General features: G+C 71.5%; 24 protein-coding genes. 11 read left to right on the top strand and 13 right to left on the bottom strand.

Translation table 11 applies throughout. From position 1 onward, the window contains the following. Positions 1-5: 5 nt before the first annotated feature. The 3 genes from OH768_RS29510 to OH768_RS29500 are packed head-to-tail and all read right to left on the bottom strand — an operon-like array spanning position 6 to position 3645. A complete protein-coding gene (locus tag OH768_RS29510) occupies positions 6-1724 on the bottom strand; it encodes an L-aspartate oxidase (RefSeq protein ID WP_406458584.1) in 1719 nt (572 codons plus the stop codon). Next, on the bottom strand, positions 1721-2728 hold the full coding sequence (gene panC, locus OH768_RS29505; protein ID WP_406458583.1) for a pantoate--beta-alanine ligase: 1008 nt from the start codon (positions 2726-2728) through the stop codon (positions 1721-1723). The genes OH768_RS29510 and panC overlap by 4 nt, the downstream gene beginning before the upstream one ends. Further along, positions 2725-3645 carry a Rossmann-like and DUF2520 domain-containing protein gene (locus OH768_RS29500; protein WP_406458582.1) on the bottom strand — a complete coding sequence of 307 codons (921 nt, stop codon included), beginning with the start codon at positions 3643-3645 and terminating at the stop codon, positions 2725-2727. The genes panC and OH768_RS29500 overlap by 4 nt, the downstream gene beginning before the upstream one ends. A 185-nt stretch (positions 3646-3830) precedes the next feature. Between OH768_RS29500 and OH768_RS29495 the strand changes: the two genes are divergently transcribed. Continuing rightward, complete coding sequence (locus OH768_RS29495) at positions 3831-5027, top strand: threonine aldolase family protein (RefSeq protein ID WP_406458581.1); 1197 nt, start codon at positions 3831-3833, stop codon at positions 5025-5027. A 252-nt stretch (positions 5028-5279) separates the two neighbouring features. Then, positions 5280-6389 carry a DUF5937 family protein gene (locus OH768_RS29490; RefSeq protein ID WP_406458580.1) on the top strand — a complete coding sequence of 370 codons (1110 nt, stop codon included), beginning with the start codon at positions 5280-5282 and terminating at the stop codon, positions 6387-6389. Positions 6390-6405: 16 nt separating this feature from the next. Here OH768_RS29490 and OH768_RS29485 read toward each other — a convergent pair whose 3' ends face one another. After that, positions 6406-7077: a response regulator transcription factor gene (locus tag OH768_RS29485; protein ID WP_019075449.1), complete on the bottom strand. Its 672-nt coding sequence runs from the start codon at positions 7075-7077 to the stop codon at positions 6406-6408. 116 nt (positions 7078-7193) lie between these two features. Continuing rightward, a complete protein-coding gene (locus tag OH768_RS29480; protein WP_406458579.1) occupies positions 7194-8399 on the bottom strand; it encodes a histidine kinase in 1206 nt (401 codons plus the stop codon). A 118-nt stretch (positions 8400-8517) separates the two neighbouring features. Between OH768_RS29480 and OH768_RS29475 the strand changes: the two genes are divergently transcribed. Further along, positions 8518-9513 (top strand): SAM-dependent methyltransferase, encoded by a 996-nt coding sequence (locus OH768_RS29475; RefSeq protein WP_406458577.1) that lies wholly within the window; start codon positions 8518-8520, stop codon positions 9511-9513. 18 nt (positions 9514-9531) lie between these two features. Here the strand turns inward: OH768_RS29475 and OH768_RS29470 are convergent, their stop codons facing one another. Further along, positions 9532-10683, bottom strand: coding sequence for an NADH-quinone oxidoreductase subunit D (locus OH768_RS29470; RefSeq protein ID WP_406458575.1), 1152 nt, complete (start codon positions 10681-10683; stop codon positions 9532-9534). A gap of 31 nt (positions 10684-10714) precedes the next feature. Here OH768_RS29470 and OH768_RS29465 point away from each other — a divergent pair, with 31 nt between their 5' ends. Together OH768_RS29465 and OH768_RS29460 are read left to right on the top strand one after the other, a co-directional pair. After that, a complete protein-coding gene (locus OH768_RS29465; protein ID WP_406458573.1) occupies positions 10715-11215 on the top strand; it encodes a PH domain-containing protein in 501 nt (166 codons plus the stop codon). Further along, complete coding sequence (locus OH768_RS29460; protein ID WP_406458571.1) at positions 11212-12570, top strand: PH domain-containing protein; 1359 nt, start codon at positions 11212-11214, stop codon at positions 12568-12570. The genes OH768_RS29465 and OH768_RS29460 overlap by 4 nt, the downstream gene beginning before the upstream one ends. A gap of 18 nt (positions 12571-12588) precedes the next feature. Here the strand turns inward: OH768_RS29460 and OH768_RS29455 are convergent, their stop codons facing one another. Further along, positions 12589-13887 carry a hypothetical protein gene (locus OH768_RS29455; protein WP_406458569.1) on the bottom strand — a complete coding sequence of 433 codons (1299 nt, stop codon included), beginning with the start codon at positions 13885-13887 and terminating at the stop codon, positions 12589-12591. Positions 13888-13981: 94 nt separating this feature from the next. Continuing rightward, positions 13982-15112, bottom strand: a complete 1131-nt coding sequence (locus OH768_RS29450; protein ID WP_406458567.1) for an alpha/beta hydrolase — start codon at positions 15110-15112, stop codon at positions 13982-13984. A gap of 224 nt (positions 15113-15336) precedes the next feature. Between OH768_RS29450 and OH768_RS29445 the strand changes: the two genes are divergently transcribed. The 6 genes from OH768_RS29445 to OH768_RS29420 all read left to right on the top strand — a co-directional run bounded on the left by OH768_RS29445 (position 15337) and on the right by OH768_RS29420 (position 20456). Then, on the top strand, positions 15337-17148 hold the full coding sequence (locus tag OH768_RS29445) for a phosphatidylglycerol lysyltransferase domain-containing protein (RefSeq protein WP_406458565.1): 1812 nt from the start codon (positions 15337-15339) through the stop codon (positions 17146-17148). Positions 17149-17265: 117 nt separating this feature from the next. Further along, on the top strand, positions 17266-18174 hold the full coding sequence (gene folP / locus OH768_RS29440; protein WP_406458563.1) for a dihydropteroate synthase: 909 nt from the start codon (positions 17266-17268) through the stop codon (positions 18172-18174). Continuing rightward, positions 18171-18674 (top strand): nuclear transport factor 2 family protein, encoded by a 504-nt coding sequence (locus OH768_RS29435; RefSeq protein WP_406458561.1) that lies wholly within the window; start codon positions 18171-18173, stop codon positions 18672-18674. Before folP ends, OH768_RS29435 begins: the two co-directional genes overlap by 4 nt. A 266-nt stretch (positions 18675-18940) precedes the next feature. Further along, positions 18941-19300, top strand: a complete 360-nt coding sequence (folB, locus tag OH768_RS29430; RefSeq protein WP_406458559.1) for a dihydroneopterin aldolase — start codon at positions 18941-18943, stop codon at positions 19298-19300. Next, complete coding sequence (gene folK, locus OH768_RS29425; RefSeq protein WP_406458557.1) at positions 19297-19908, top strand: 2-amino-4-hydroxy-6-hydroxymethyldihydropteridine diphosphokinase; 612 nt, start codon at positions 19297-19299, stop codon at positions 19906-19908. The genes folB and folK overlap by 4 nt, the downstream gene beginning before the upstream one ends. Positions 19909-19967: 59 nt before the next feature. Next, entirely contained in the window at positions 19968-20456 is a 489-nt protein-coding gene (locus tag OH768_RS29420) for a DUF3180 domain-containing protein (protein ID WP_406458555.1), read from the top strand. Positions 20457-20568: 112 nt separating this feature from the next. Here the strand turns inward: OH768_RS29420 and folE are convergent, their stop codons facing one another. The 5 genes from folE to OH768_RS29395 all read right to left on the bottom strand — a co-directional run bounded on the left by folE (position 20569) and on the right by OH768_RS29395 (position 26510). Then, positions 20569-21174, bottom strand: coding sequence for a GTP cyclohydrolase I FolE (gene folE, locus OH768_RS29415; RefSeq protein ID WP_406458553.1), 606 nt, complete (start codon positions 21172-21174; stop codon positions 20569-20571). Between the two features lie 134 nt (positions 21175-21308). After that, complete coding sequence (gene ftsH, locus OH768_RS29410; protein WP_019070219.1) at positions 21309-23342, bottom strand: ATP-dependent zinc metalloprotease FtsH; 2034 nt, start codon at positions 23340-23342, stop codon at positions 21309-21311. Between the two features lie 186 nt (positions 23343-23528). Continuing rightward, a complete protein-coding gene (hpt, locus tag OH768_RS29405; RefSeq protein ID WP_019070220.1) occupies positions 23529-24089 on the bottom strand; it encodes a hypoxanthine phosphoribosyltransferase in 561 nt (186 codons plus the stop codon). 65 nt (positions 24090-24154) lie between these two features. Then, entirely contained in the window at positions 24155-25195 is a 1041-nt protein-coding gene (gene tilS / locus OH768_RS29400) for a tRNA lysidine(34) synthetase TilS (protein ID WP_406458550.1), read from the bottom strand. A 193-nt stretch (positions 25196-25388) separates the two neighbouring features. Then, positions 25389-26510, bottom strand: a complete 1122-nt coding sequence (locus OH768_RS29395; protein ID WP_406458548.1) for a zinc-dependent metalloprotease — start codon at positions 26508-26510, stop codon at positions 25389-25391. Positions 26511-26561: the final 51 nt, after the last annotated feature.

The raw sequence follows: 26561 nt of genomic DNA, 5'->3' as shown, positions 1-26561 counted from the left end.
TTCTGTCACTGCTCCTGGGGACGGTGCTGCCGGGTCGGGGGGAAGTCTGCGGTGTCCGTGGTGTGCACGGCCAGCGTGCGATCGGGATTCAGCCGTACGACGATGTGGCGGCGCCAGGCGGTGTCGTCGCGCTCGGCGTGGTCCTCGCGCCAGTGGCAGCCCCGGGTCTCCTCGCGCCGGGCGGCGGCGGTGACCAGGACGCGGGCCACGCACAGGAGGTTGGTGGCCTCCCAGGTGTCGACGCCGGGCTCGTCGGTCTTGCCGTTCTCGTCGAGCGCGTCACGGGCGTCGGTGTGCAGTTGCTGGAGCTGTCCGGCGGCCTTGGCGAGGGAGTCGGCGGAGCGCAGGACGCCCGCGCCCTCGGTCATGATCCGCTGGATCGCGAAGCGGGCCTCGGGGGCGAGCAGCGGGTGCGCGGGCTTCTGGGGGTGCGGGACCGGTTCGGGCACGCGCGCGTGGAGGGCGTTCTCCGCCTGGCTCGCGGTGATGTCGGCGACGATGCGCTCGGCGTAGACGAGGCCTTCGAGGAGGGAGTTGGAGGCGAGCCGGTTCGCGCCGTGCACCCCGGTGCAGGCGACCTCGCCGCACGCGTAGAGGCCGGGGACGGTCGTACGGCCCCGGGAGTCGGTGCGGACGCCGCCGGAGGCGTAGTGGGCGGCCGGGGCGACCGGGACGGGCTCGGTGACCGGGTCGATGCCGTGGCTGCGGCAGGCGGCGAGGATCGTCGGGAAGCGGTGCTCCCACATGTCGGCGCCGAAGTGCCGGGCGTCGAGGAACATGTGCTCGGCGTCCTGCTCCAGCATGCGCCGCGTGATGCCCTTGGCGACGATGTCCCGGGGCGCCAGCTCGGCCAGTTCGTGCTGGCCCACCATGAAGCGCACGCCGTCGGCGTCGACCAGGTGGGCGCCCTCGCCGCGCACCGCCTCGGAGACGAGGGGCTGCTGGCCCTCCGCGTCGGCGCCGAGGAAGAGCACGGTCGGGTGGAACTGCACGAACTCCAGGTCGGAGACCTCGGCGCCCGCGCGGAGTGCCAGCGCGACCCCGTCGCCGGTCGACACGGACGGGTTGGTGGTGGCCGAGAAAACCTGCCCCATGCCGCCGGTCGCGAGGACCACGGCGGGCGCGTGCACGGCGCCCACGCCGTCGTGCTGCCCCTCGCCCATCACGTGCAGGCTCACGCCCGCCGTACGGCCGTCGGCATCCGTCAGGAGGTCGAGGACGAGCGCGTTCTCGATCGTGCGCAGGCCACGCGCGTGTACGGCCTCGACGAGCGCCCGGGAGACCTCCGCGCCGGTCGCGTCGCCGCCCGCGTGCGCGATGCGGCGCCGGTGGTGGCCGCCCTCGCGGGCCAGTTCCAGCCCTCCTTCGGAGGACTCGTCGAAGTGGGCGCCGGTCTCGATGAGGCGGCGTACCGCGTCGGGGCCTTCGGTGACGAGGATCCGTACGGCCTCCTCGTCGCACAGGCCCACGCCCGCCACCAGGGTGTCGTCCAAGTGCTGTTCGGGGGTGTCGCCCTCCCCGAGGGCCGCGGCGATGCCGCCCTGGGCCCAGCGGGTGGAGCCGTCGTCGAGGCGGGCCTTGGTGACGACGACCGCCCGCAGGCCCGCCGCCTCACAACGCAGGGCCGCGGTCAGACCGGCCACTCCTGAGCCGACCACCACCACGTCCGCGGCGATGGACCACCCGGGGGCGGGCGCGTGCAGTCGTATGCCTGTGCTGGTCACGAGGCGGCTCCGAGGGTTCCGAAAGCGAGTGGGATGTTGTCGATCAGCCGGGTCGTCCCGACCCGGGCGGCGACGGCGAGGACGGCCTCGCCGGTGAAGTCCTCGTCCACGTCCGTGAAGTCGGACGGGTCGACCAGGGCGAGGTAGTCCAGGGCGAGCGGCGGGTCGAGGCGGGCCGCGTCGTCGAGGACCAGGCGGGCGGCGGCGCGGATGGACGCCGGACCTCCGGGGCCGGGGGCGGCCTTGGCGACGGCGTGCGCGTCGGCCGCCGCGCGGGACTCCCCTATGGCGCTGAGCGCCTCGGCACGCGCGTGCGTGGCGGGTACCTCGCGGGCCCGCGCGCGCAGCGCCTCCTGGGCGGCGTGCCGGTCGCGGCCGGCGAACAGGGCCTGGGAGAGGGCGAGTGCGGTCCGCCGCTCCTGGGGGGAGAGGTAGCGGTTGCGGCTGGAGAGGGCCAGGCCGTCGGCCTCGCGTACGGTCGGCACGCCGACGATGTCCGTGCCGAAGTTCAGGTCGCGCACCATGCGGCGGATCAGGGCGAGTTGCTGGGCGTCCTTCTGACCGAACAGGGCGGTGTCGGGGCGGGTGAGGTGCAGCAGCTTGGCGACGACGGTGAGCATGCCGTCGAAGTGGCCGGGGCGGACCGCACCCTCCAGGCGTTCGCCCATGGGGCCGGCCGAGATGCGGACCTGGGGTTCGCCGCCCGGGTAGACCTCGTCCACGGAGGGGGCGAACACGACGTCGGCGCCCGCCTGTTCGGCGATCTTGAGGTCGGCGTCCAGGGTGCGCGGGTAACGGTCGAGGTCCTCGCCCTTGCCGAACTGCAGCGGGTTCACGAAGACGGTGACCACGACCTCGCCGTCCGGTCCGGCGAGCTCGCGCGCGGTGCGGACCAGCGTGGCGTGGCCCTCGTGCAGGGCGCCCATCGTCATGACGACGACGCGACGGCCCGCACGCGTGCGTGCGTGCAGTTCGTCGGCGGTGCGCAGCAGGGTGGTGGTCATCCGGCATCTCCCTCGGTGCCGTTGGCGAGGACCCCGAGGAGGTCCTCGGCGAGTTCCGGCTTGAGCAGCCCGTGGGCCAGCGCCCGGTCGGCGGTCGCGCGGGCCATCGCCAGATAGCCGGCGACGGTCTGCGGGGCGTGCTTGCGCAGCTCGGTGACGTGCGCGGCGACGGTGCCCGCGTCGCCGCGCGCGACGGGGCCGGTCAGCGCCGCGTCGCCGGAGCGCAGGGCGTTGTCCAGGGCGGCACCGAGGAGCGGGCCGAGCATGCGGTCGGGGGCCTCGACGCCGGCCGTGCGCAGCAGCTCCATGGACTCGGCGACCAGGGTGACCAGGTGGTTGGCGCCCAGCGCGAGGGCCGCGTGGTAGAGCGGGCGGTTCTCCTCGGCGATCCACTCGGGCTCGCCGCCCATCTCGATCACCAGGGCCTCGGCGGCCAGCCGGAGTTCCTCGGGCGCGGTGACCCCGAAGGAGCACCCTGCGAGCCGCTGGACGTCCACAGGCGTCCCCGTGAAGGTCATCGCGGGGTGCAGGGCCAGCGGCAGCGCGCCGACGCGCAGAGCGGGGTCCAGGACCTTCGCGCCGTACCGCCCGGAGGTGTGCACGAGGAGCTGCCCGGGGCGTACGGCGCCGGTCTCGGCGAGGCCCTCAACGAGCCCGGGCAGGGCGTCGTCCGGGACGGTGAGCAGCACGAGGTCGGCGCGCTCCAGGACCTGTGCGGGCGTGAGCACCGGCACCTCGGGGAGCATCAGCGCGGCCCGTCGCCTGGAGGCGTCGGAGACTCCGGAGACGGCCACCGGGCGGTGCCCGGCGAGCTGGAGGGACGCGGCCAGCGCGGGGCCCACCCGGCCGGCGCCGACGACGCCGACGGCGAGCCGCGCGGGGCGGTCCTTGGGCTCTGGCTGTTGGAATGTGCTCACGCGAGTGCGGCCTTCCCGTTCCAGTCCGCTCCGGGTACCGGACGATTTCTCGTCATGTTAACGCGATCGGTTCGAGGGGCGTCCGGTTGTCCACAGGCTGTGGGTTGTCACACAGCCCCGGCGGACGGGGAAGCCGGTGGAAACCCGGGTGCCCGAACGGACGTGCGCCAGGCATCATCCGGAGCATGAGCGATGCGGCGGAGCAGAGTGGCCAAGAGGCGGAACCGACGACCGACGAGGAACGGAACCTGGAGCGCCGTAAACGGCGTATCGCCGCGACCCGGAACGCCGAGCGGTCCCTCGCGCGCCTCGGGTTCCTGAGCCCCCTCCGGGAGCGGCTCGCCTTCGTGCGGGAGGCGGCCGAACTGCACGACCTGGACGAGGCGTCGGACATGTACGGCACCGAGGTCGTCGAGACCCTGGAGAAGCGGGTCGCCGAACTGCTCGGCAAGGAGGCCGCGGCCTTCTTCCCCACGGGCACGATGGCGCAGCAGGTGGCCCTGCGCTGCTGGGCGGGCCGCACCGGGAACCCGACGGTCGCCCTGCACCCGCTGTCCCACCCCGAAGTGCACGAACGGCACGCCTTCAGCCAGGTCAGCGGCTTGCGCCCGGTCCATGTGACGAGCGAGCCCCGGCAGCCGACCGCCGACGAGGTGCACGACTTCCCGGAGCCCTTCGGGACGCTGATGCTCGAACTGCCCCTCCGGGACGCCGGTTTCGTCCTGCCCTCCTGGGAGGAGCTCTCCGCCGTCGTGGACGCCGCGCACGAACGCGATGCGGTGGTCCACTTCGACGGCGCCCGGCTGTGGGAGTCCGCCACCCACTTCGACCGCCCGCTCGACGAGATCGCGGGCCTTGCGGACAGCGTCTACGTGTCGTTCTACAAGTCCCTCGACGCCCTCGGCGGTGCCGCGCTCGCCGGCCCGAAGACCCTGGTCGACGAGGCGAAGACCTGGCGGCACCGCTACGGAGGCACGGTCTTCCAGCAGTTCCCCACCGTGCTGACGGCGCTCGCGGGCCTGGACCGGGAGCTGCCTCGGCTGCCCGCGTACGTGGCCCAGGCGGGCGTGATCGCCGAGGCGCTGCGCGAGGGTTTCGCCGCGGCCGGCCTGCCGTGGATTCGCGTCCACCCCGAACAGCCGCACACGCACGACTTCCAGCTCTGGCTGCCGTACGACCGCGACGCCGTCACGGAGGCCGCGATCCGGCAGGCGGAGGAGACGGGGACCGCCCTCTTCTCCAATCCCTGGGACGCGAAGGGCCCGGGGCTGGCGGTGACGGAGGTCTACGTACGGGCCGCCGCCCTGGAGTGGACGGCCGAGGACGTGAGGGCGGCGGTCGCGGACTTCGTGGTCCTCCTGAAGGAGGAGACCGGGGGCTGAGGAGGAAACCGGGGGCCGACGGGCGTCAGCAGGCGGGGCGAGGCCACCGGCCCAGGGTCTCGCGCAGCCGGCCGTGGGCCGGGCGCGGGCGGCGGGACCTCCCCGAGTCGCCCGGCGCGGTAGGTGGCGAGGACGTACTGCTGGGTGACGCTCATGTCTCCAGGCCGCGCCGCCGCCCGGCGGCTGTCGCGTCGATTGACGGGCGCCGTCAATCGACGGGGCGTTGTCAGTGGTGGGGTGCACGATGGGGGCATGAGCGTGCACATCGACATCACGGGGCTGCGGCCGGAGCAGGTCGTCTTCGCGCTCTCGCCCCTGGGCGAGTTGTGCATGGCGCTGCACGCGATGTCCGAGCCGGGTCACCATCCCGGCCTCCAGGGCTGGGTGACCGGCGTCACCGCCCGGCTCGACCCGCATCTGGCCGACCGGATGTGCGAGGCGGACTTCCTGTGGCGGTCGACGTTCTCCGACCTGTTCCTGCCGTACGCGGGCATCCCGGGCCGCAGCACGCTCCCCGGGGCCACCCTCGCCGAAGAGCTGGACCTGGTGGACAAGCTGACGGACGAGCAGTTCGTGGACGCGGCACTGGAGTTCACCACCTGCACCCTCACCTACAGCACCGGCGGACCCGGCCCGCTCTCGGACGCCACGATCAGGCTGCGCGCCCTGGAGCAGGCCGCGACCCGCGGTCCGCGTCAACTGGCGTTCACCGAGCGGCTGCTGGCCGACCCGCCGCGGACCAGGGCCTGGCTGCGGCAGTTCCTGGAGGACTGCGACGAGGCGTTCTTCGCGGAGACCTGGTCCCGGATGGAGCACCAGCTCGCGGCCGATGCCCGCCACAAGACGGACCTCCTGCGGCACAAGGGCCTGGCGGAGGCGCTGACGTCGATGTCCACCGCGGTGACGCTCGACGAGAGCGCCACCCGCATCACGGTCGACAAGCTGGGCGACGGCCGTACGGCGACCCAGGACGGCGGCCTCCTCCTGGTCCCCACCAGCCTGGGCTGGCCGCATCTGACGGTCCTGTACCGCTACGGCTGGCAGCCCGTCGTGCACTACCCCGTGGGGTCGCCCAAATTCGCCGCGCCGACCTCCCTGGAGCAGCTGACCCTGCGGATGACCGCCCTGTCCCACCCGGTCCGCATGCGCCTGTGCCGCAGCCTGGCCCGCACCGCGTTCACCACCAGCGAGCTGACCCAGGTGCACGGCATGACCGCCCCCGAGATATCCCGCCACCTCGGCGTCCTGAAGAAGGCCGGCCTGATCACCACCCGCCGCCGCGGCCGCTACGTCCTGCACCAACTGGACGTCACGGTGGTGGCCCGCCTGGGCAGCGACTTCCTGGAGGGCATCCTCAGGTAGGCGCGGTCGCCGTGCCTCAGCCGTGCCCGCCGGCTCGCACCAGCCCCGTCTCGTACGCCAGGACGACCACCTGCACCCGGTCCCGCAGGCCGAGCTTGGTCAGGATGCGGCCGACATGGGTCTTCACGGTCGCCTCGGACAGCACCAGGCGGGCCGCGATCTCGCCGTTGGACAGCCCCTGGGCGACGAGGATCATGACCTCGCGCTCGCGCTCGGTGAGCCGCTCCAGCTCCTTGTGCTGGGGCTCCTTGCCGGCGGAGGGCAGCATCGGGGCGAAGCGGTCCAGGAGCCGGCGGGTCGTCGACGGCGCCACCACCGCGTCACCGCTGTGCACGGAGCGGATCGCGGTGAGGAGTTCGCCGGGCGGCACGTCCTTGAGCATGAACCCGGAGGCGCCGGCCTTCAGCCCGGAGAAGGCGTACTCGTCGAGGTCGAAGGTGGTCAGGATCAGCACCTTCGGCGGGTTCTCGCCCTGGCAGATGCGGCGGGTGGTCTCCACCCCGTCCAGCTTCGGCATACGGACGTCCATCAGCACCACGTCGACCGCGGTCGCGGCCAGCACCTGAAGGGCCTCGACACCGTCGCCCGCCTCCGCGACGACCTCCATGTCCGGCTGGGCGGCGAGCACCATCCGGAAACCGGTGCGCAGCAGCACCTGGTCGTCGACGAGCATCACGCGGATCGTCATCGGGTCCTCTTCCGTTCCGTCAGCAGGATCGTTCAACAATTCATTCAACAGGTTGAGGCCGTTCAACAGGTCGTTCAACAATTCGTTACAGGTGTCAGTAACCTGCGTACGAAAGATCAGTGCGCGGGTTTCAGCGGCAGCAGGGCGCTGATGCGGAACCCGCCGCCCGGGCGCGGGCCCGCGTCCAGGGTGCCCCCGACCATGCCGACCCGCTCGCGCATACCGATCAGACCATGCCCCTGACCGTCGGCGCCGCCCTCCTCGTACAGCTCGTGCGGGGCGCCCTTGCCGTCGTCCTCGACGAGCAGCCCGAGACCGTCGTCGAAGTACACCAGCCGCACACTGGCGCCCGTGTTCGGCCCCCCGTGCTTGCGGGTGTTGGTGAGCGCCTCCTGCACGATCCGGTACGCCGTCAGCTCGACACCGCTGGGCAGCGGGCGCGGGGTGCCCTCCACCTTGAAGTCGACGGGCAGTCCGGACGTACGGCACTGCTGGACCAGGTCGTCGATCTGCTCGACGTCCGGCTGCGGAACGTACTCGCCGGCCTCCTTGTGCTCGCCGGTGCGCAGCACGCCCAGCAGGCGGCGCATCTCGGCGAGGGCCTGCCGGCCGGTGGAGGAGATCGTCTCCAGGGCCTTCTTCGCCTGGTCCGGCGCGGAGTCCAGGACATAGGCGGCACCGTCGGCCTGGACCACCATCACCGACACGTTGTGCGCGACCACGTCGTGCAGCTCGCGGGCGATGCGGGCGCGCTCGGCGGCGACCGCGACCTTCGCCTGCGCCTCGCGCTCCTTCTCCAGGCGGGCGGCGCGCTCCTCCAGCTGCGCGAAGTACGCGCGCCGGGTGCGCATCGAGTCGCCCAGCACCCAGGCCAGCGCGAACGGCACGGTCTGGAAGACAGCGATCGCGACCAGCCCGGCGGAACTGGTGTGCTCCTGGGGCCAGCGGATCTGCGACAGGGTCGCCGCGCCGAGACCGGTCGCCAGGGCGAAGCGGGAGGCCCAGCGGGCCCCGACCGCGGCGACCGTGTAGACGATCACCAGCATGGCGAAGTCGGCCGCCACGGGCTCGATGTCGAGGACCAGCTGCGCGAGCCCCGTCACCAGGACCAGGACGAGCATCTTCTCCGGCCAGCGGCGGCGCAGTGCGATCGCCACACACATGACGGCGGACACCGCGAGCGCGCCCATGGCCGTCCCGTGCCGGCCCGACGCGTAGCTGGTACTCGCGATGCTCACGCCGCTCAGCCCCAGAAGGAAGACAGCCCAGAAGGTGTCGACCCATGTCGGGTGTCTGCGGAGGAAGTCGTAGAGGCGCTGCACGTAACCCAGCGTAGGGAAGCGTGAAGTGTGCGGGGGTCAACCGGAGGATCGATCCGTATACGCCCGGCGTACTCCCCAAGGTGGAGGCCCGGTTGTCCTGTGCACTTAATCTGGCACCGTGACGGACGACACTGCGGCCGGGTGGCGCGGCTGGCGGGCGGCGGCCGAGGACGCGCTGTACGGGCCCGAGGGGTTCTACCGGAGGCCCGAGGGACCCGCCGGGCACTTCCGTACGTCCGTGCACGCGTCGGCGCTCTTCGCCGGGGCCGTGGCACGGCTGCTGTGCCGGGTGGACGAGGCGCTGGACCGGCCGGCCGCGCTGGACCTCGTGGACCTGGGCGCGGGCCGCGGCGAGCTGGTGACCGGTGTGCTCGCCGCGCTGCCCGCCGAGGTGGCGGCACGCGTGCGTGCGTACGGCGTCGAGATCGCCGACCGCCCCGAGGGACTCGATCCCCGCGTCGAGTGGCGGACCGACCCCCCGAAGGGGATCACCGGGTTGCTGTTCGCCAACGAGTGGCTGGACAACGTACCCGTGGAGGTCGCCGAGGTGGACTCGGCCGGCCTGCCACGGCTCGTTCTCGTACGGGAGGACGGGACCGAGCGGCTCGGGGAACCGGTCGCCGGTGCGGAGGCCGACTGGCTCACGCGGTGGTGGCCCCTGGCGCCCGAGGAGGGGCTGCGCGCCGAGATCGGCCTCCCCAGGGACACGGCCTGGGCGTCCGCCGCCGCCACCGTCGACCGGGGACTCGCGGTCGCCGTCGACTACGCGCACGCCCTGGACACCCGCCCCCCGTTCGGCACGCTCACCGGCTTCCGCGAGGGCCGCGAGACGCCACCCGTGCCGGACGGCTCGTGCGACATCACCGCGCACGTCGCACTGGACGCCTGCGCGCTCCCTGGCGCACGCCTGCTCACGCAACGCGCCGCCCTGCGCGTCCTCGGCGTCTCAGGCTCGCGCCCCCCGCTCACACTGGCGTCCACCGACCCGGCGGGGTACGTCCGCGCTCTCGCGGGCGCCGGAGAAGCCGCCGAACTCACCGCACCGGGCGGCCTCGGCGACTTCGGCTGGCTCGTGCAGTCGGTCGGAATTCCGGACCCGCTCGACGAACCGTGAACAGCCTCTACCCGTCGCCTACTTGTCGATGTCGCCGACCACGAAGAACAACGACCCCAGAATCGCCACCATGTCCGCCACCAGCGTCCCCGGCAGCAGCACCGCGAGGGCCTGGATGTTGTTGTAGGACGCCGAGCGCAGCTTCAGCCGGTACGGGGTCTTCTCGCCCTTGCTGACGAGGTAGTAGCCGTTGATCCCGAGCGGGTTCTCGGTCCACGCGTACGTGTGCCCCTCGGGCGCCTTGAGGACCTTCGGGAGCCGCTGGTTGATCGGCCCGGGCTCCAGCTCGGCGAGCCGGTCGAGGCAGGCGTCCGCGAGATCGAGCGCGTTGTGGGTCTGCTCCAGGAGCACTTCGAAGCGGGCGAGACAGTCGCCCTCCTGGCGCGTGACGACCTTGAGGGTGTCCTGGAGCTCGCCGTACGCGAGATACGGCTCGTCGCGCCGCAGGTCGAAGTCGACGCCCGAGGCACGCGCGATGGGCCCGCTCACCCCATAGGAGTGCACGGCCTCCGCGGACAGCGCGCCGACTCCCCGGGTGCGCCCCCGGAAGATCTCGTTGCCGAGCACCAGGTCGTCGAAGCGGTCCATCCGGGAGCGCACGGCGGCCACGGTTTCACGCGCGCGGGAGGCCCATCCGGCGGGCAGGTCCTCCTTGAGGCCGCCGACGCGGTTGAACATGTAGTGCATGCGCCCGCCGGACACCTCCTCCATGACGTTCTGGAGGACCTCACGCTCCCGGAACGCGTAGAACACCGGGGTGATGCCGCCGAGTTCCAGGGGGTACGACCCCAGGAACATCAGGTGGTTGAGCACCCGGTTCAGCTCGGCGAGCAGAGTGCGCGTCCACACCGCGCGCGGGGGCACCTCCATGCCGAGCATGCGCTCCACCGCGAGGACCACGCCCAGCTCGTTCGAGAACGCCGACAGCCAGTCGTGGCGGTTGGCGAGCATGATGATCTGGCGGTAGTCGCGCGCTTCGAAGAGCTTCTCGGCGCCCCGGTGCATGTAACCGATCACCGGCTCCGCGTGCTGGATGCGCTCGCCGTCCAGGACGAGCCGCAGCCGCAGCACCCCGTGCGTGGAGGGGTGCTGAGGGCCGATGTTGAGCACCATGTCGGTGCTTTCCGCGGCGCCGCCGATCCCGACCGTGGTCTCCGTCGTGGGAGTCATGGACACAGTCTCTCGTACGTACGCTTGCGCCATGGAAACGGGGACTGCCGCTCAGGACGACGCGGCGCGCGAGCCGGTGTGGACCGGGCTGCCGCCGGGGCTGCTGAAGATGCGACGGATGTTGCTGGTGGTGTGGCTGGGGGTGCTGGCCGTCGCCCTGGGGGTGCCGCTTGGCCTGTTCGCCGGCCCGGGGTGGGCGGCGTTCGCGCTGCTGCCGCTCGGCGTCATGGCGTGGGGCTGGGTGGTCCTGGGCCGCAACTGGCGCTCCTGGCGGTACGCCGAGCGCGCCGACGACCTGCTGATCAGCAAGGGCGTGCTGTGGCACCACGAGACGATCGTGCCGTACGGGCGGATGCAGCTCGTGGAGGTGACCTCGGGGCCCGTGGAGCGGCACTTCGGGCTCGCGAGCGTGCAGCTGCACACGGCCGCCGCGGCGACCGACGCGACCATCCCGGGGCTGGACCCGGCCGAGGCCGAACGGCTGCGCGACCGGCTCACCGAGCTCGGCGAGGCCCGATCGGCGGGGCTGTGACGACGCCGGGCGCCGACAAGGACGTAACCGGGGCCGCCACGAAGGTCGTACGGGGGCAAATGCCCGTAGTGGAGCGGCGGTTGCATCCGGTGACGCCGTTGCGCCGGGCGTGGGCGCCCGTCGCCGTCATCATCGGGTGGGCGGTGCACGACCCCAACCAGGCGCAGGAACAGCTGACGCGGCTGACCACCATCACCCTGCTGATCGCGCTGGCCGTGATAGTTCCGGCCGCCGGTCTGTACGGCTTCCTGACCTGGTGGTTCACCCACTTCGCGGTGACCGACACCGAACTGCGCATCCGTACCGGCCTGTTGTTCCGGCGCACCGCGCACATCCGGCTGGAACGCATCCAGGCGGTCGACGTGACACAGCCGCTCCTCGCGCGCGTGGCGGGCGTCGCCAAGCTGAAGCTGGACGTCGTAGGGACCGACAAGAAGGACGAACTGGCCTTCCTGGGCGAGGACGAGGCCCGGGCGCTGCGGGCCGAACTCCTCGCGCGGGCGGCCGGGTTCGCGCCCGAGACCGCCCACGAGGTCGGCGAGGCGCCCTCGCAGCAGCTGCTGCACGTGCCGGCCGGGGTCCTCGCGGTGTCCCTGGTGCTGACCGGCGCCACCTGGGGATCGCTGGCCGCCGCGCTCGTCGTACCGCCGCTGCTGTGGCTCGCCACCCACAGCGTGTGGACGGTCCTCGCGACCGCGCTGCCGCTGCTGGGCGCGGCGGGCGCCAGCAGTGTGGGGCGGTTCGTCGGCGAGTACGACTGGACGGTGGGCGAGTCCCCGGACGGGCTGCGCATCGACCACGGGCTGCTGGACCGCACGCACGAGACGGTGCCGCCGGGGCGGGTGCAGACCGTGCGGATCGTGGAGCCGCTGCTGTGGCGGCGGCGGGGGTGGGTGCGGGTCGAGCTGGACGTGGCCGGCTCGTCCAACTCCGTGCTGGTGCCGGTCGCGCCGCGCGAGATCGCCGAGTCGGTCGTCGCGCGCGTGCTGCCCGGTGTGACCGTGCCGCCGCGCTCGGCGCTGTCCCGGCCGCCGCGCAGCGCGGGCTGGTGCGTGCCCCTGTGGTGGCGTGGCTACGGCCTTGCGGTCACCGACACGGTGTTCGTGGCCCGGCACGGACTGCTGCGCCGCAGCACGGCACTGGTGCCGCACGCGAAGGTGCAGAGCGTAAGGCTCACGCAAGGGCCCTGGGAGCGGCTCTGGGGGCTTGCCGAGGTGCATGTGGACACCGGGGCCAACGAGACCGTGACAGCCCGCCTGCGGGGCGCGGACGAGGCCGCGGAGCTGCTCCGCGGTCAGGCCGAGCGCTCCCGCACGGGCCGCAGGGACGCCCGCCCGGACCGCTGGATGGCCTGACGCCCGGTCAGGACTCGGTCAGGAAGCCGCGCTGCGCAGTCCGGGAAGGTTGATCTGCTCGGTCTCGTCGTGCGCCGTCAGGTCGATGACCTGGACCGCGCCGACGCCCCGGGACCGCTCGTCGGCCGGCTTGAACTGCGCCTCGGCCTCCGCCTTGTGCACCGCCAGGACCTCCTGGCCCACGACGTCGGCGAGATCCTCGTTCTGGACGGCGTCCATCTCGGCGGACGCCGCGCCCTTCTGCATGCCGAAGAAGTCGAACCCGCCCTCGACCATCGGCCGCCGTACGGGAGCCGCCGGTACGACCGCCACCGCGGTCGGCACGGTGAAGTGCCCCGACGGGTGCGCGGGTTGGGCGGACTTCGCGGCCGGGGGGACGGCGGCCGAGTGCTCATGCCCGTCGACCGCCTCGGGCTTCCCCTCCGCCTCGTCCTCCTGCGCGGCCTCCGACTCGGCCGCGGGGCCGCCGGTGGCCTCCACCGGGGCGGGCCCGGCCGGCGCGGAGTCGTCGTCCTTCGGCGCGGGTGCCGCGGACTCGGTGTCGTCGTCGAGCCGTACCAGCGCGGCCTGGGCCCGCAGGAACAGCTTGGACCCCTCCGGGGAGAACACCGGTGAAGCCGCCGGCTTCTTCTCCGCGACGGCCTCGGTCCCGGACTCCTCGTCGGCGTCCTCGGTCTCGTCCTCGGCGTCGGTCCCGGCGTCCGTCGCGGACTCGACCGGGGCAGCCACAGCCGCGGTGTCGTCCGACTCGGTGTCGTCGTCGGCGTCTTCCTGGAGCTCCACGAGATCCAGGTCCACGTCCGCCGGGGCCTCGTCGTCGCCGTCCGCCGGAACCGGCGGCAACGCGCGCGTGGCGGGTTCCGCGGCCTCTATCTCCAGCAGGCGGCGGCCCTCCAGGGCGCTGGCGCGCTCGGTCTCCGCCGTGGCGTACCGGCGCAGCAGTGCCGCGTGTTCGTTGCGCAGGCCCGCGAGCTCGGTGCGCTTGGTGCGCAACTTGTGCTCCAGCTTGACGCGCAGTTCGCGCGACTCGTCGAGGTCGGACTCGAGTTCGGCGAGCCGCTCCTCGTAGCGCCACTCGTCGCTCGTACGCGCGCGTACCAGGTCAGCGACCTGTTTGCCCGCCTGAGTGTCCCAACGGCGCATGACGGCCGCCCCGACGAGCGCGGTCGCGGCGGCGACCGCGGCGACTATGCGCAGCGCGGCGGCCTGAGAGAAGACCCACGGCCCGAAGGCGCAGACGAGCGACACGCCTGCGATCGCCGAGGGAGGCAACAGCCGGTGCAACGGCGGGGAATGGCGGTGACGTCCACGTGGCATGGCCAGAAACTTACCGCGCGTAGGCGAATCGTGGTGCCCCGCCCGGTAAAAACACAGCCACCCCTCATCCCCCACCTCGGTTCAGCAGTCGCTTTCAGCCGTTGCCGAGCCGTCCGCTCAACCACTCCAGGGTCGCCGGGATCTCCCGTCGCCAGGTGTTGAAGTTGTGGCCGCCGCTGTCCAGGATGATCGACGCGATACGGGTGGAGTTGTTGGCCCTCACCTTGTCGATGAATTTCAGGGTGTCCTTGTAGTTGTGCTCCCCGGCCTTGCTGCTGGTGACGAGCAGTGAGGTGTCGGGCGCGGGCCGGTGCTTGAGGTACCACCACAGGTTCGCCTCGTTCCGCAGCGTCTCGTCGCCCTGGAAGAGGTCACCTGTGGTGGGGTCGACGGGCGCCTTGTAGTACGGCGAGAGGCCGGCGCCCGCCGCGTACACCCCGGGGTGGTGCATCGCGAGCTTCAGAGCGCAGTAACCGCCCGTGGAATCACCGACGATGCCCCAGCTCCCGGGTTTTTTGCCCACCCTGTAGTGGGCCGTCACGGCATCCGGGAGGTCCTTGGCGAAGAAGGACTCGGTGCGCGGTCCGCCCGGGACGTCCACGCACTCCGTGTCGCGCGGCGGCGCCACCGTGGGCCGCAGCATCACCAGGATCATCGGCCGCATCCTGCCGTCCTTGGCCAGTTGCAGTGCCGTGCGCGGGTAGTTGAGCTTGTCGACGAGCGCCTGGGCGGTGCCCGGGTAGCCCGTGAGGACGACCGTCGCCGGGAACGTGCGGGTGCGGTACCGCGGCTGGAAGTACTCCGGCGGCAGATAGACGTAGGCGGGGGTGGCGATGTGGGTCGTACGGCCCACTATGTCGACCCGCTGCACCTGGCCCACGCTGCTCGGCAGGGAGGCGCCGCCCGGGGCGTCCACGCGCCGGGTGCCGACCACGTGGAGCGGGCCGCCGGCGCCCCGGAGCGCCGTGTGGTCGACGACCACTCCCTGGTCGGTCTCCCTGCCGAACAGGTCGGACCAGCTGGCGTAGAACCCGAAGGCCTGGTTGGCGCCGAGGCCCACCGAGACGAAGAGCACCAACTGCGTTGCCAGGAGCAGGCCCACGCGTCCGCTGACGGCCTGCCAGTTCCGCCGGGCCAGCCGCGGCCACAGCCAAACCGTGCCGACGAACAGCAGCACGGCGCACACGAACGCCAGTGCCAACACCTTGTTGCTCGTGAGTCCCATGAGCTGTCCCCGCCTGCGCTTTCCGCCCTGGCGGCACACAACCTTCGCGCGCCTTTGCCCCGGGCTTTCCACTGCCTTTGAACCGGCTTTCCGGTGAGGAAGGAACCTCCTTCCCCTAGACACCGTCCTAGAGGGCGCAATGTCGCCGGATGCCCGAATCGGGCCCGGGTCCAAGGTCTCTCGCAGAACTACGGGATGCGATGTCTGTCAGGATAGATGGGGAATTGTCGGGTGGGGTTCCGAGCCGGTCAGGCCGGGTCCGGCGCATAGTCCGAGGTCCGCGCCCCGAGGTCGTTCCCACGCTCGTCGCCAGGGCCTGCGCCCTCGTCGGCCTGCTGGACATCGCCGCGGGGGTGTTCCCGCGTTTCCGGCACAGCCGTATGCACACCATGGCGGAGGTGCTGCCGGGCGCGCTCGGCCCCTTCGCCGCCGCGCTCTCGCTCAGCGCCGGTGTGCTGTTGCTGCTCCTCGCGCACGGGCTCAGGCGGCGCAAGCGCCGGGCCTGGCGGGCCGCGGTGGCGCTGCTGCCGGCGGGCGCGGTGGCGCAGTTCGCGTACCGGCACTCGGTCATAGGAGTCGTCATCTCGGCCGCGCTGCTCGCACCGCTGCTGATGCACCGCGACGAGTTCCGCGCACTGCCCGACCCGCGCAGCCGGTGGCGCGCGCTCGCCAACTTCGTGCTCATGGGCGCCGGTTCGCTCGTCCTGGGACTGGTCATCGTCAGCGTCCACTCCAAGCGCATGGTCGGCGACCCGAGCCTGGCCGACCGGATCAGCCATGTCCTGTACGGCCTGTTCGGCTTCGAGGGCCCGGTCGACTACGAAGGCAGCACCTCCTGGACGGTCGCCTTCTCCCTAGGCGCCCTGGGGCTGCTCACCGCCGTGACGACGATCTACCTCGCCTTCCGGCCCGAACACCCGGCCGCGCGGCTCACCCCGGAGGACGAGACGCAGCTGCGCGCCCTCCTGGAGAAGCACGGCCGCCGCGACTCGCTCGGCCACTTCGCGCTGCGCCGCGACAAGGCCGTCGTCTTCTCGCCCAGCGGCAAGGCGGCGGTCACGTACCGCGTCGTGTCCGGGGTGATGCTCGCCAGTGGTGACCCCATCGGGGACGTGGAGGCCTGGCCGGGCGCCATCGAGCGGTTCATGGACGAGGCGAAGGCCCACTCCTGGACGCCGGCCGTCATGGGGTGCTCCGAGACCGGCGGCGAGGTGTGGACCCGCGAGACCGGCCTCGACGCGCTCGAACTCGGCGACGAGGCGGTGGTCGACGTGGCGGATTTCTCGCTCGCCGGGCGCGCGATGCGCAACGTACGCCAAATGGTGAAGCGCATCGAGCGGGCCGGCTACGAAACCCGGGTACGGCGTGTACGTGACGTCAGTGAAGGCGAGCTGGAGCGGATCCGGCTCGCCTCGGAGGCCTGGCGGGGCACCGACACGGAGCGCGGCTTCTCCATGGCACTCGGCCGCATCGGCGACCCCGAGGACGGCGACTGCTTCATCGCGACCGCCCACAAGGCCGACGAACAGCCGGGCGAGTACGGCGACCTGAAGGCGATCCTGCACTTCGTGCCCTGGGGCACCGACGGCATGTCCCTGGACCTGATGCGCCGCGACCGCGCGGCCGACCCGGGGATGAACGAACTGCTGATCGTCGCCTCCCTCCAGGCGGCACCGAAGCTCGGCATCACGCGCGTGTCGCTCAACTTCGCGATGTTCCGCGCGGCCCTCGCGCGCGGCGAGAAGATCGGCGCGGGCCCGGTGCTGCGCGCCTGGCGCGGGCTGCTGGTCTTCCTGTCGCGCTGGTTCCAGATCGAGTCCCTGTACAAGTTCAACGCCAAGTTCCAGCCCCGCTGGGAGCCGCGCTTCGTCGTCTACCGCGCCTCCGGCGACCTCCCCCGCATCGGCTTCGCCGCGATGCAGGCAGAGGGCTTCGTCAACCTCGCCCTCCCCCTGCCCCGCTTCCTCCGCCGCCGTACGGCCGTGGCTCCGGCCTGCGCCCACGGACTCGCGGAACGGGATGTGCGAGCCGCTTGACCGACGGGCCGGTCCGGGCGAGCCCCCCGCCTCCGGGCGGGCGGCGGCGCCCGGACCGGCCCTCTCGCATCCGGCCCGCAGGACCGTCCCCCCTCCCCCAAGGCCTACGCTGAACGTATGAGCAAGCAGAGCGGGCGCGGGCGCGTCGCGGGCCTTCCGGAATGGGACCGGTGCGCGGTCATGGGGGTCGTGAACGTCACCCCTGATTCCTTCTCCGACGGCGGCCGCTTCTTCGACACCACGGCCGCCGTCAAGCGCGGCCTCGGACTGGTCACCGAGGGCGCCGACCTCGTGGACGTCGGCGGCGAGTCCACCCGCCCCGGCGCCACCCGCGTCGACGAGGCGGAAGAACTCAAACGCGTCATCCCCGTAGTGCGCGGTCTCGCCTCCGAGGGCGTCACCGTCTCCGTCGACACCATGCGCGCCTCCGTCGCCGAACAGGCCCTCACCGCCGGCGCCGTCCTGGTCAACGACGTCAGCGGCGGCCTCGCCGACCCCGCGATGATCCCGGTCGTCGCCGCCTCGGGCGCCCCCTTCGTCGTCATGCACTGGCGCGGCTTCCTGGAGGGCGGCAACGTCAGGGGCGTCTACGACGACGTCGTCACCGAAGTCGTCGACGAGCTGCACGCACGCGTGGAGGCCGTTCTCGCCGGAGGCGTCGCCCCCGACCGCGTCGTCGTCGACCCTGGCCTGGGCTTCTCCAAGGACGCCGAACACGACCTCGTCCTCCTCGCCCACCTCGACCGGCTGACCGGCCTCGGCCATCCCCTGCTCGTCGCCGCCTCCCGCAAGCGGTTCCTCGGCCATGTCCTCGCCGGCCCCGAGGGAGCGCCCCCGCCCGCGCGCGAGCGCGACGCCGCCACCGCCGCCGTCTCCGCGCTCGCGGCGCACGCCGGCGCGTGGGCCGTGCGCGTCCACGAGGTGCACGCCACCGCGGACGCCGTGCGCGTCGCACGCGCCGTCGAGGGAGCGCGCGCCATCGGCGCCCGCGCGGCCTCGCACACCAGCTCCGAGGGAGCCCGGTGAGCGCCCCCCACACCGATGTCGAGCAGGTCGAACTCGCCAACACCGCGTTCTACGAGACCCTGGAACGCGGCGACTTCGACGAGCTGTCCGCGCTCTGGCTCACCCCGGCCGACCTGGGCGTCGACGAGGAGTACCACGACCCCGCGGACACCGGCGTGATCTCCTGCGTGCACCCGGGCTGGCCGGTGCTCACCGGACGCGGCGAGGTCCTGCGGTCGTACGCGCTGATCATGGCGAACACCGACTACATCCAGTTCTTCCTGACCGACGTGCACGTCTCGGTGACCGGCGACACCGCCCTGGTCACCTGCACGGAGAACATCCTCAGCGGCGGCCCGGCCCCCGACGACAGCGACGAACTCGGCCCGCTCGTCGGCCAGCTCGTGGTCGCCACGAACGTGTTCCGGCGCACCCCCGAGGGCTGGAAACTCTGGTCGCACCACGGGTCCCCGGTCCTGGCCGAAAACGACGAGGACGAAGGCGACGAGTCACCCTCCTGAGCGGGTAGGCGGCTCCAGAGGAGGGCCGGGACCCATCAGGACCAAGAAGTGGTTGGAATCACGAACCGGCGGGTAGGGGCGGCTACCGACCCATGAGCCGCCGGGTTCCCCGGGGGAAACGGTCGGCGAAACCTGCGGGCCCGGACGGCGCCCACGCGCTCGCGGCCCGGCACTGTCAGTGCCCGCAGGTAGATTCGTTCGAGGCCGGTGTACCGCCCGCACCCGGTACGGGCCGGCCACCACCGACGATTGCAGGAGTGATTCGCGTGGATCGTGTCGCGCTGAGCGGCCTCAAGGCCCGCGGGTACCACGGCGTGTTCCCGAAGGAGCGCGAGGAGGGCCAGACCTTCATCGTGGACCTGGTCCTGGGCCTGGACACCCGGCCGGCCGCCGCCGACGACGACCTGACGAAGACCGTGCACTACGGCATCGTGGCGGAGGAGGTCGTGGCCGTCGTCCAGGGCGAGCCCGTCAACCTCATCGAGACCCTCGCCGAGCGCATCGCGCAGACCTGCCTGAAGCACGAAGGGGTCGAGGAGGTCGAGGTCCGCGTCCACAAACCGGACGCCCCGATCACCGTCCCCTTCGACGACGTGACCGTCACCATCATCCGGAGCCGAGTATGACCTTCTCGTTCACCGAGGGTCACAGCGACCCGACCGTCCAGCCGGTACCCGCCTCCGTAGTACGCCAGGTGGACGCCGCCGATACCACGCTCAGCAACCCGAAGCGCGCCGTCATCTCCATCGGCGCCAACCTCGGCAACCGCCTGGAGACCCTCCAGGGCGCCATCGACGCCCTGGAGGACACCCCCGGCGTCCGCATCAAAGCCGTGTCCCCGGTCTACGAGACGGAACCCTGGGGCGTCGAGCCCGGCAGCCAGCCCTCGTACTTCAACGCGGTGGTCGTCCTCAAGACCACCCTGCCCCCGTCCTCCCTGCTGGAGCGGGCGCACGCCGTCGAAGAGGCTTTCCACCGGGTCCGCGAGGAACGCTGGGGCGCGCGCACGCTCGACGTCGACATCGTCGCGTACGCCGACGTGGTCTCCGACGACCCCGTGCTGACGCTCCCCCACCCGCGCGCCCACGAACGGGCCTTCGTGCTCGCCCCCTGGCACGATGTGGAACCCGAGGCGCAGTTGCCCGGCCGCGGCCCCCTCGCCGTCCTCCTGGACGACATCACCCGTGACGGTGTCGCGCCCCGCAAGGACCTGGAACTCCGGCTGCCCGAGTAGTCGTTAAGGTCGAGACGACCACAACGCCCGGACAGGGCACGGGGAGCTGAAGGGACACCGTGAGAGAGCTGCGGATCAGGGTGCTGGCCGGCGTGTTCGTCGTCGCCGGAGTGCTGTCCTGGGCGGGTGCGCGACTGTGGAGCGCGGTGGGGACCCTGCCGAGCGTCCCGCTGGCCGCGCCCATCGTCCTCGCCGTGATCGCCGTCGTCCTGCTGGCCACGGCGCTCTCCCTGCGCGCCCGCCTCAAGGCACAGCGCGAGCGCCGCCCCGGCGCCAAGGGAGTCGACCCCCTGATGGCCGCCCGCGCGGTCGTCTTCGGCCAGGCCAGCGCCCTGGTCGCCGCCCTGGTCTCCGGCATGTACGGCGGCACGGGCGCCTACCTCCTGGAGTCCCTGGACATCCCGGCCCGCCGCGACCAGGCCATCTACGCCGGCTTCTCGGTCCTGGCGGGCATCGCGGTAATTGCGGCGGCGATCTTCCTGGAGCGGGTGTGCAAGCTCCCGGAGGACGACGACAACAACGCGGCGGGGGCTACGCCGGTCACCTGAGCGCCACGGTCACTTGAGCGCCCCAAAGGGGCGCGGGGAACTACGCGGCCAGCCACAACAAAGCGGCACCCGACAGACGACCCTGTCAAAGCACGCTCCACCCAGCGGAGCGCTACCGCGCCATGATCAGACTCATCGCCTCATTACGCGTAGCCGGGTCCCGCAACTGCCCCCGCACCGCCGACGTGATGGTCTTGGCGCCAGGTTTCCGCACACCCCGCATCGACATGCACATGTGCTCGCACTCGACGACGACGATGACGCCCCGCGGCTCCAAAATCTTCATCAGGGAGTCGGCGATCTGCGTGGTGAGTCGTTCCTGCACCTGCGGCCGCCGGGCGTACACATCCACCAGCCGGGCCAGCTTCGACAGCCCCGTGATCTTGCCGTCGCTGGACGGGATGTACCCGACATGGGCGACCCCGACGAACGGCACCAGATGGTGCTCACAGCTGCTCAGGACCTCGATGTCCTTCACGAGCACCATCTCGTCGTGCCCCAGGTCGAACGTCGTCGTCAGCACATCCTCGGGCTTCTGCCACAACCCCGCGAATATCTCCTTGTACGCTCGCGCCACCCGCCCCGGCGTCTCCCGCAGCCCCTCCCGGTCCGGGTCCTCGCCGACCGCGATCAGCAGTTCTCGTACGGCGTTCTCGGCGCGCTTCTCGTCGAAGACGCCGATCACTCCGTCGCCGTCCAGCGTCACGGGGTCGGTCATGTCGTGCCTCGTTCCTGTGCGGGTCACGCGTGTGCGGGACACACGCCTCAGCTGCGGGCAAAACGAAAATGCCGCGTCCCCCAGGCTAAGACCAGGGGGACGCGGCATCCATTTCGGGCCGTGTGAGGCTCGCGTCAGTTCTCGGGGCGCTCCTCCGGGGCCTTCTCCAGCGTGGGAGAGGACTCGGCGGTCGCACCGGCGGTGATCGCGGGACCCGCGCCGTTCGACCCGTTCGTCAGTGACAGCTCCTTGGGGGAGAGCACCGGCGGGCGGGTGGACGGCGTACGGCGGGAGGAGCCGGTCCACGAGGGGCGGGCCGGGCGCTTCACGATGGGAGCGAAGACCTCGGCGATCTGCTCCTTGTTCAGCGTCTCCTTCTCCAGCAGCTGGAGCACGAGCGCGTCGAGCACGTCACGGTTCTCGACCAGGATTTCCCAGGCCTCGTTGTGCGCGTTCTCGATGAGCTTCTTGACCTCTTCGTCGACGAGCGCGGCAACCTCTTCCGAGTAGTCGCGCGGGTGCGACATCTCCCGGCCCAGGAAGGGCTCGGTGTTGTCGCCGCCGAACTTGATCGCGCCGAGGCGCTCGGTCATGCCGTACTGCGTGACCATCGCGCGGGCCGTGGCGGTGGCCTTCTCGATGTCGTTCGCGGCGCCCGTGGTCGGGTCGTGGAAGACGAGTTCCTCGGCCGCACGGCCGCCCAGCATGTAGGCCAGCTGGTCCAGCATCTCGTTGCGCGTGGTCGAGTACTTGTCCTCTTCGGGCAGGACCATCGTGTAGCCCAGAGCACGGCCTCGGGAGAGGATCGTGATCTTGTGGACCGGGTCGGAGTTCGGGGAAGCCGCCGCGACCAGGGCGTGTCCGCCCTCGTGGTACGCGGTGATCTTCTTCTCCTTGTCCGACATGATCCGGGTCCGCTTCTGCGGGCCCGCGACCACACGGTCGATCGCCTCGTCCAGCATGGAGTTGTCGATCAGCTTGCGGTTGCCGCGGGCGGTGAGCAGGGCGGCCTCGTTGAGGACGTTGCTCAGGTCCGCGCCGGTGAAGCCCGGCGTACGGCGCGCGACGGCCGACAGATCGACATCCGGTGCGACCGGCTTGCCCTTCTGGTGGACCTTGAGGATCTCCAGACGGCCCTGCATGTCCGGGCGGTCGACCGCGATCTGGCGGTCGAAGCGGCCGGGGCGCAGGAGGGCCGGGTCGAGGATGTCGGGCCGGTTCGTCGCGGCGATGAGGATCACGCCGCCCTTGACGTCGAAGCCGTCCATCTCGACGAGCAGCTGGTTCAGCGTCTGCTCGCGCTCGTCGTGACCGCCGCCGAGGCCGGCGCCGCGATGACGGCCGACCGCGTCGATCTCGTCGACGAAGACGATCGCCGGGGCGTTCGCCTTGGCCTGCTCGAACAGGTCACGGACTCGGGAGGCACCGACACCGACGAACATCTCGACGAAGTCGGAACCGGAGATCGAGTAGAAGGGCACCCCGGCCTCGCCGGCGACGGCGCGGGCCAGCAGGGTCTTGCCGGTGCCGGGGGGGCCGTACAGGAGTACGCCCTTGGGGATCTTGGCGCCGACGGCCTGGAACTTCGCCGGCTCCTGGAGGAACTCCTTGATCTCGTGCAGTTCCTCGACGGCCTCGTCGGAGCCCGCGACGTCCGCGAACGTCGTCTTCGGAGTGTCCTTGGTGATGAGCTTGGCCTTGGACTTCCCGAAGTTCATGACTCGGGAGCCGCCGCCCTGCATCTGGTTCATCAGGAACAGGAAGACGACCACGATGAGGACGAAGGGGAGCAGGGACAGCAGAATCCCGACGAAAGCGTTCTGCTTCGTCGGCGAGACCGTGTAGCCGTCCGGAATCTGCTTGTCCTGGTACTTGGTCTGCAGCGTGGCCGCGAGGTCCACGCCCTGGTCGCCGATGTAGCTCGCCTGGATCTTGGAGCTGCCATCGACCTTGGAGCCGCTCTTGAGCGTGACCTTGATGGTCTGCTCGTCACCGGTGGTGATCTTGGCCGACTCGACCTTGTTGTCGTTGATCGCCTGGACGACCTGGCCGGTGTCCACCGTCTTGTAGCCGCCGGACGAGCCGACGACCTGCATCAACACGACCACGGCAAGGACGGCCAGCACGATCCACATGACCGGCCCACGGAAGTATCGCTTCACGTCCATCCATACGGAGCGAATCCGCTCCGTCCCTCCTGCCATAGTGAGTTTGATAAAGACAGTTCTTCTGACCGTACCCCAGCAATGTTGCCCGAAGTCGCACGGGACAACTGGGAGACGTGTCTGCATGCTCCAACGGCGCGAAACCCGCTGGGGTTCCCGATCGTCTTACAGGGCTTGGGCCGAGTGGCCCTAGCCGCCGTAGACGTGCGGCGCGAGCGTACCGACGAACGGGAGGTTGCGGTACTTCTCGGCGTAGTCGAGGCCGTAGCCGACGACGAACTCGTTCGGGATGTCGAAGCCGACCCACTCCACGTCGATGGCGACCTTGGCCGCCTCCGGCTTGCGCAGGAGGGTGCAGATCTTCAACGAATCGGGCTCGCGGGAGCCCAGGTTGGAGATCAGCCAGGACAGCGTCAGACCGGAGTCGATGATGTCCTCGACGATGAGGACGTGCTTGCCCTTGATGTCGGTGTCGAGGTCCTTGAGGATCCGCACGACACCGGAGGACTGGGTGCCCGCGCCGTACGACGACACGGCCATCCAGTCCATGGTGACGGGGGTGGACAGTGCCCGGGCGAGGTCCGCCATGACCATCACCGCGCCCTTGAGGACGCCGACGAGCAGCAGGTCCTTGCCCGCGTACTCCGCGTCGATCTTCGCGGCGAGCTCCACGAGCTTCGCGTCGATCTCTTCCTTGGTGATGAGCACCGACTGGAGGTCGTCACCCATGTCTTTCGCGTCCACCCGCATCACTTTCGGTCGTCCAACCGGCTACTACCTGGCCCCGCCCCCGGAGGTCCGGAGGGGGTGTCGATTCAGCCTTGCCGAATCACCAGTCTGCCACCCTGGCGCTGGGCGACGACCTTGCCCGGGAGATTGATGGCTCCCTGGCCGCGCCAGCCGGTGATCAGGCGGTCGACTTCCTCGATGTGCCGGGCGAACAGCGAACCGGCCGGGGCGCCCGCCTGGATGGCCGCGCGGCGCAGGATGCGGCGGCGTACGGCGGGCGGCAGAGCGTAGAGCTTGGCGCACTCCAGGAGGCCGGTGGCGTCCCGCACGGAAGCCTCGGCCTGGCTGGCCCAGGTATCGAGGGCGTCGGCGTCGTCCCGGGAGAGCTGCGCCGTACGGGCAAGCGCTTCTACGACCCCTTTGCCGAGGGCCTTCTCCAGGGCGGGCAGGCCTTCGTGGCGCAGCCGGGAGCGGGTGTAGGCGGGGTCGGCGTTGTGCGGGTCGTCCCAGACGGGCAGCGACTGGACCATGCAGGCCTTGCGGGCGGTCTGCCGGTCGAGCTGGAGGAAGGGGCGGCGGTAACGGCCGTCGGCCCCCGAGACCGCGGCCATTCCGGACAGGGAGCGGATGCCGGAGCCGCGGGCGAGGCCCAGCAGGACGGTTTCCGCCTGGTCGTCGCGGGTGTGGCCGAGCAGGACGGCGGCGGCGCCGTGCCGGGCGGCGCAGGCGTCGAGGGCGGCGTAGCGGGCGTCCCGGGCGGCTGCCTCGGGGCCGCCCTCGCGGCCCACGGTCACGGCGGTGGCCTCGACGGGGTCCAGGCCCAGTTCGCGCAGGCGCAGGACGACCTCGTCGGCGCGCAGGTCGGAGCCGGCCTGGAGGCCGTGGTCGACGGTGATGCCGCCGGCCCGGATGTCGAGTTTGGGTGCTTCGAAGGCGAGGGCGGAGGCGAGCGCCATGGAGTCGGCGCCGCCGGAGCACGCCACGAGCACGAGCGGCGAGGGCGGGCGCTCGTGCGGGGTGCGCCGGGAGGCGCCGACGGTCTGCAGGGCCTCGTGGTCGGTGAGGATGTCGTGGAGGACGCGGCGGACCGCCAGGCGTATCGCCGCGACCGCAGGATGGGGACCCATGTCCGGTTCCCTTCATGAAGTTTTCGGGGGGTTGGCCCGAGATTCGGTCACTCAGAGTGTGTAGATGGTGACAGAACCGGGGCGTTCCCCGAGCATCGCACGCCCACCCATCGCTCACGGTCCCTCGGACGGGTGATTGCGGGGGCGTTCGCCTGCCGTCGGCCGAATCCGTTTCACCACATCCGCGACCGGTTCACGACTCGGCCTTGCGGTGCACCCGCGCGACCCAGTCCGCCGGTTTGGCGATCTCCGTCTTCGTCGGCAACGTGTTCGGGGAGGTCCACACACGGTTGAAGCCGTCCATGCCCACCTGTTCGACGACCGCGCGTACGAATCGCTCGCCGTCCCGGTACTGCCTCAGCTTGGCGTCCAGGCCCAGCAGCTTGCGCAGCGCCGAGTCCAGCCGGGAGGCGCCCTTGGCGCGGCGCTGCTGGAACTTCTCGCGGATCTCCGCGACGCTCGGCACCACGTCCGGGCCGACGCCGTCCATCACGAAGTCGGCGTGCCCCTCCAGGAGGGACATCACGGCGGTGAGCCGGCCGAGGATCTCCCGCTGCGCGGGCGTCTGCACGATCTCCACCAGGGACCGGCCCTCGTCGTCCTCCTCGCCCTCGGGCCGGCCGCCGGCCAGCGACTGGGCGGCCTCCCGGATGCGCTCCAGGACGGTCATGGGGTCGACTTCGGTCTCCCCCAAGAACGACTGGATTTCACCCTCCAGGTGGTCACGCAGCCAGGGCACGGTCGTGAACTGCGTGCGGTGCGTCTCCTCGTGCAGGCACACCCACAGACGGAAGTCGTGGGGCTGTACGTCGAGTTCGCGCTCCACGTGCACGATGTTCGGCGCGACCAGCAGCAGCCGCCCGCCTTTCGCCCCCGCCGGCAGCTCGCGGGACGCCGGGGCGAACGTCTCGTACTGGCCGAGCACGCGCGAGGACAGGAACGACAGCAGCATGCCCAGCTCGACGCCGGTCACCTTGCCGCCGACCGCACCGAAGACCGCGCCGCCCGGGGTGTTGCCCCGCCGCTCCTGCATCTTGTCGAGCAGCGGCTTGAGGACCTCCCGGAACCCGGCGACGTTCGCCCGCACCCAGCCGGGGCGGTCGACGACCAGGATCGGGGTGTCGTGGATGCCGTCCGTGCCCATCCGGGTGAATCCCCGGACGTGTTGCTCCGAAGCCTTCGCATGCCGGCGCAGCTCCGCGACGACGGCCCGGGCCTCGTCACGGCTCACCTCGGGGCCCGGCCGCACAAGTCGGGTCGCGGTCGCCACCGCGAGATTCCAGTCGACCATCTCGGCACCACCGATGCTCGTCATGCGCCAACCGTACGTGAGCGCTGCCGCTGGGGGCAGGCCGCGAGCGTTGGG

Origin of the sequence: Streptomyces sp. NBC_01622 (assembly GCF_045209635.1) — a bacterium.
Lineage (GTDB): Bacteria > Actinomycetota > Actinomycetes > Streptomycetales > Streptomycetaceae > Streptomyces.
Note: the sequence above shows the minus strand (reverse complement) of the source record. Positions and strands in the feature narration are given on the sequence as shown.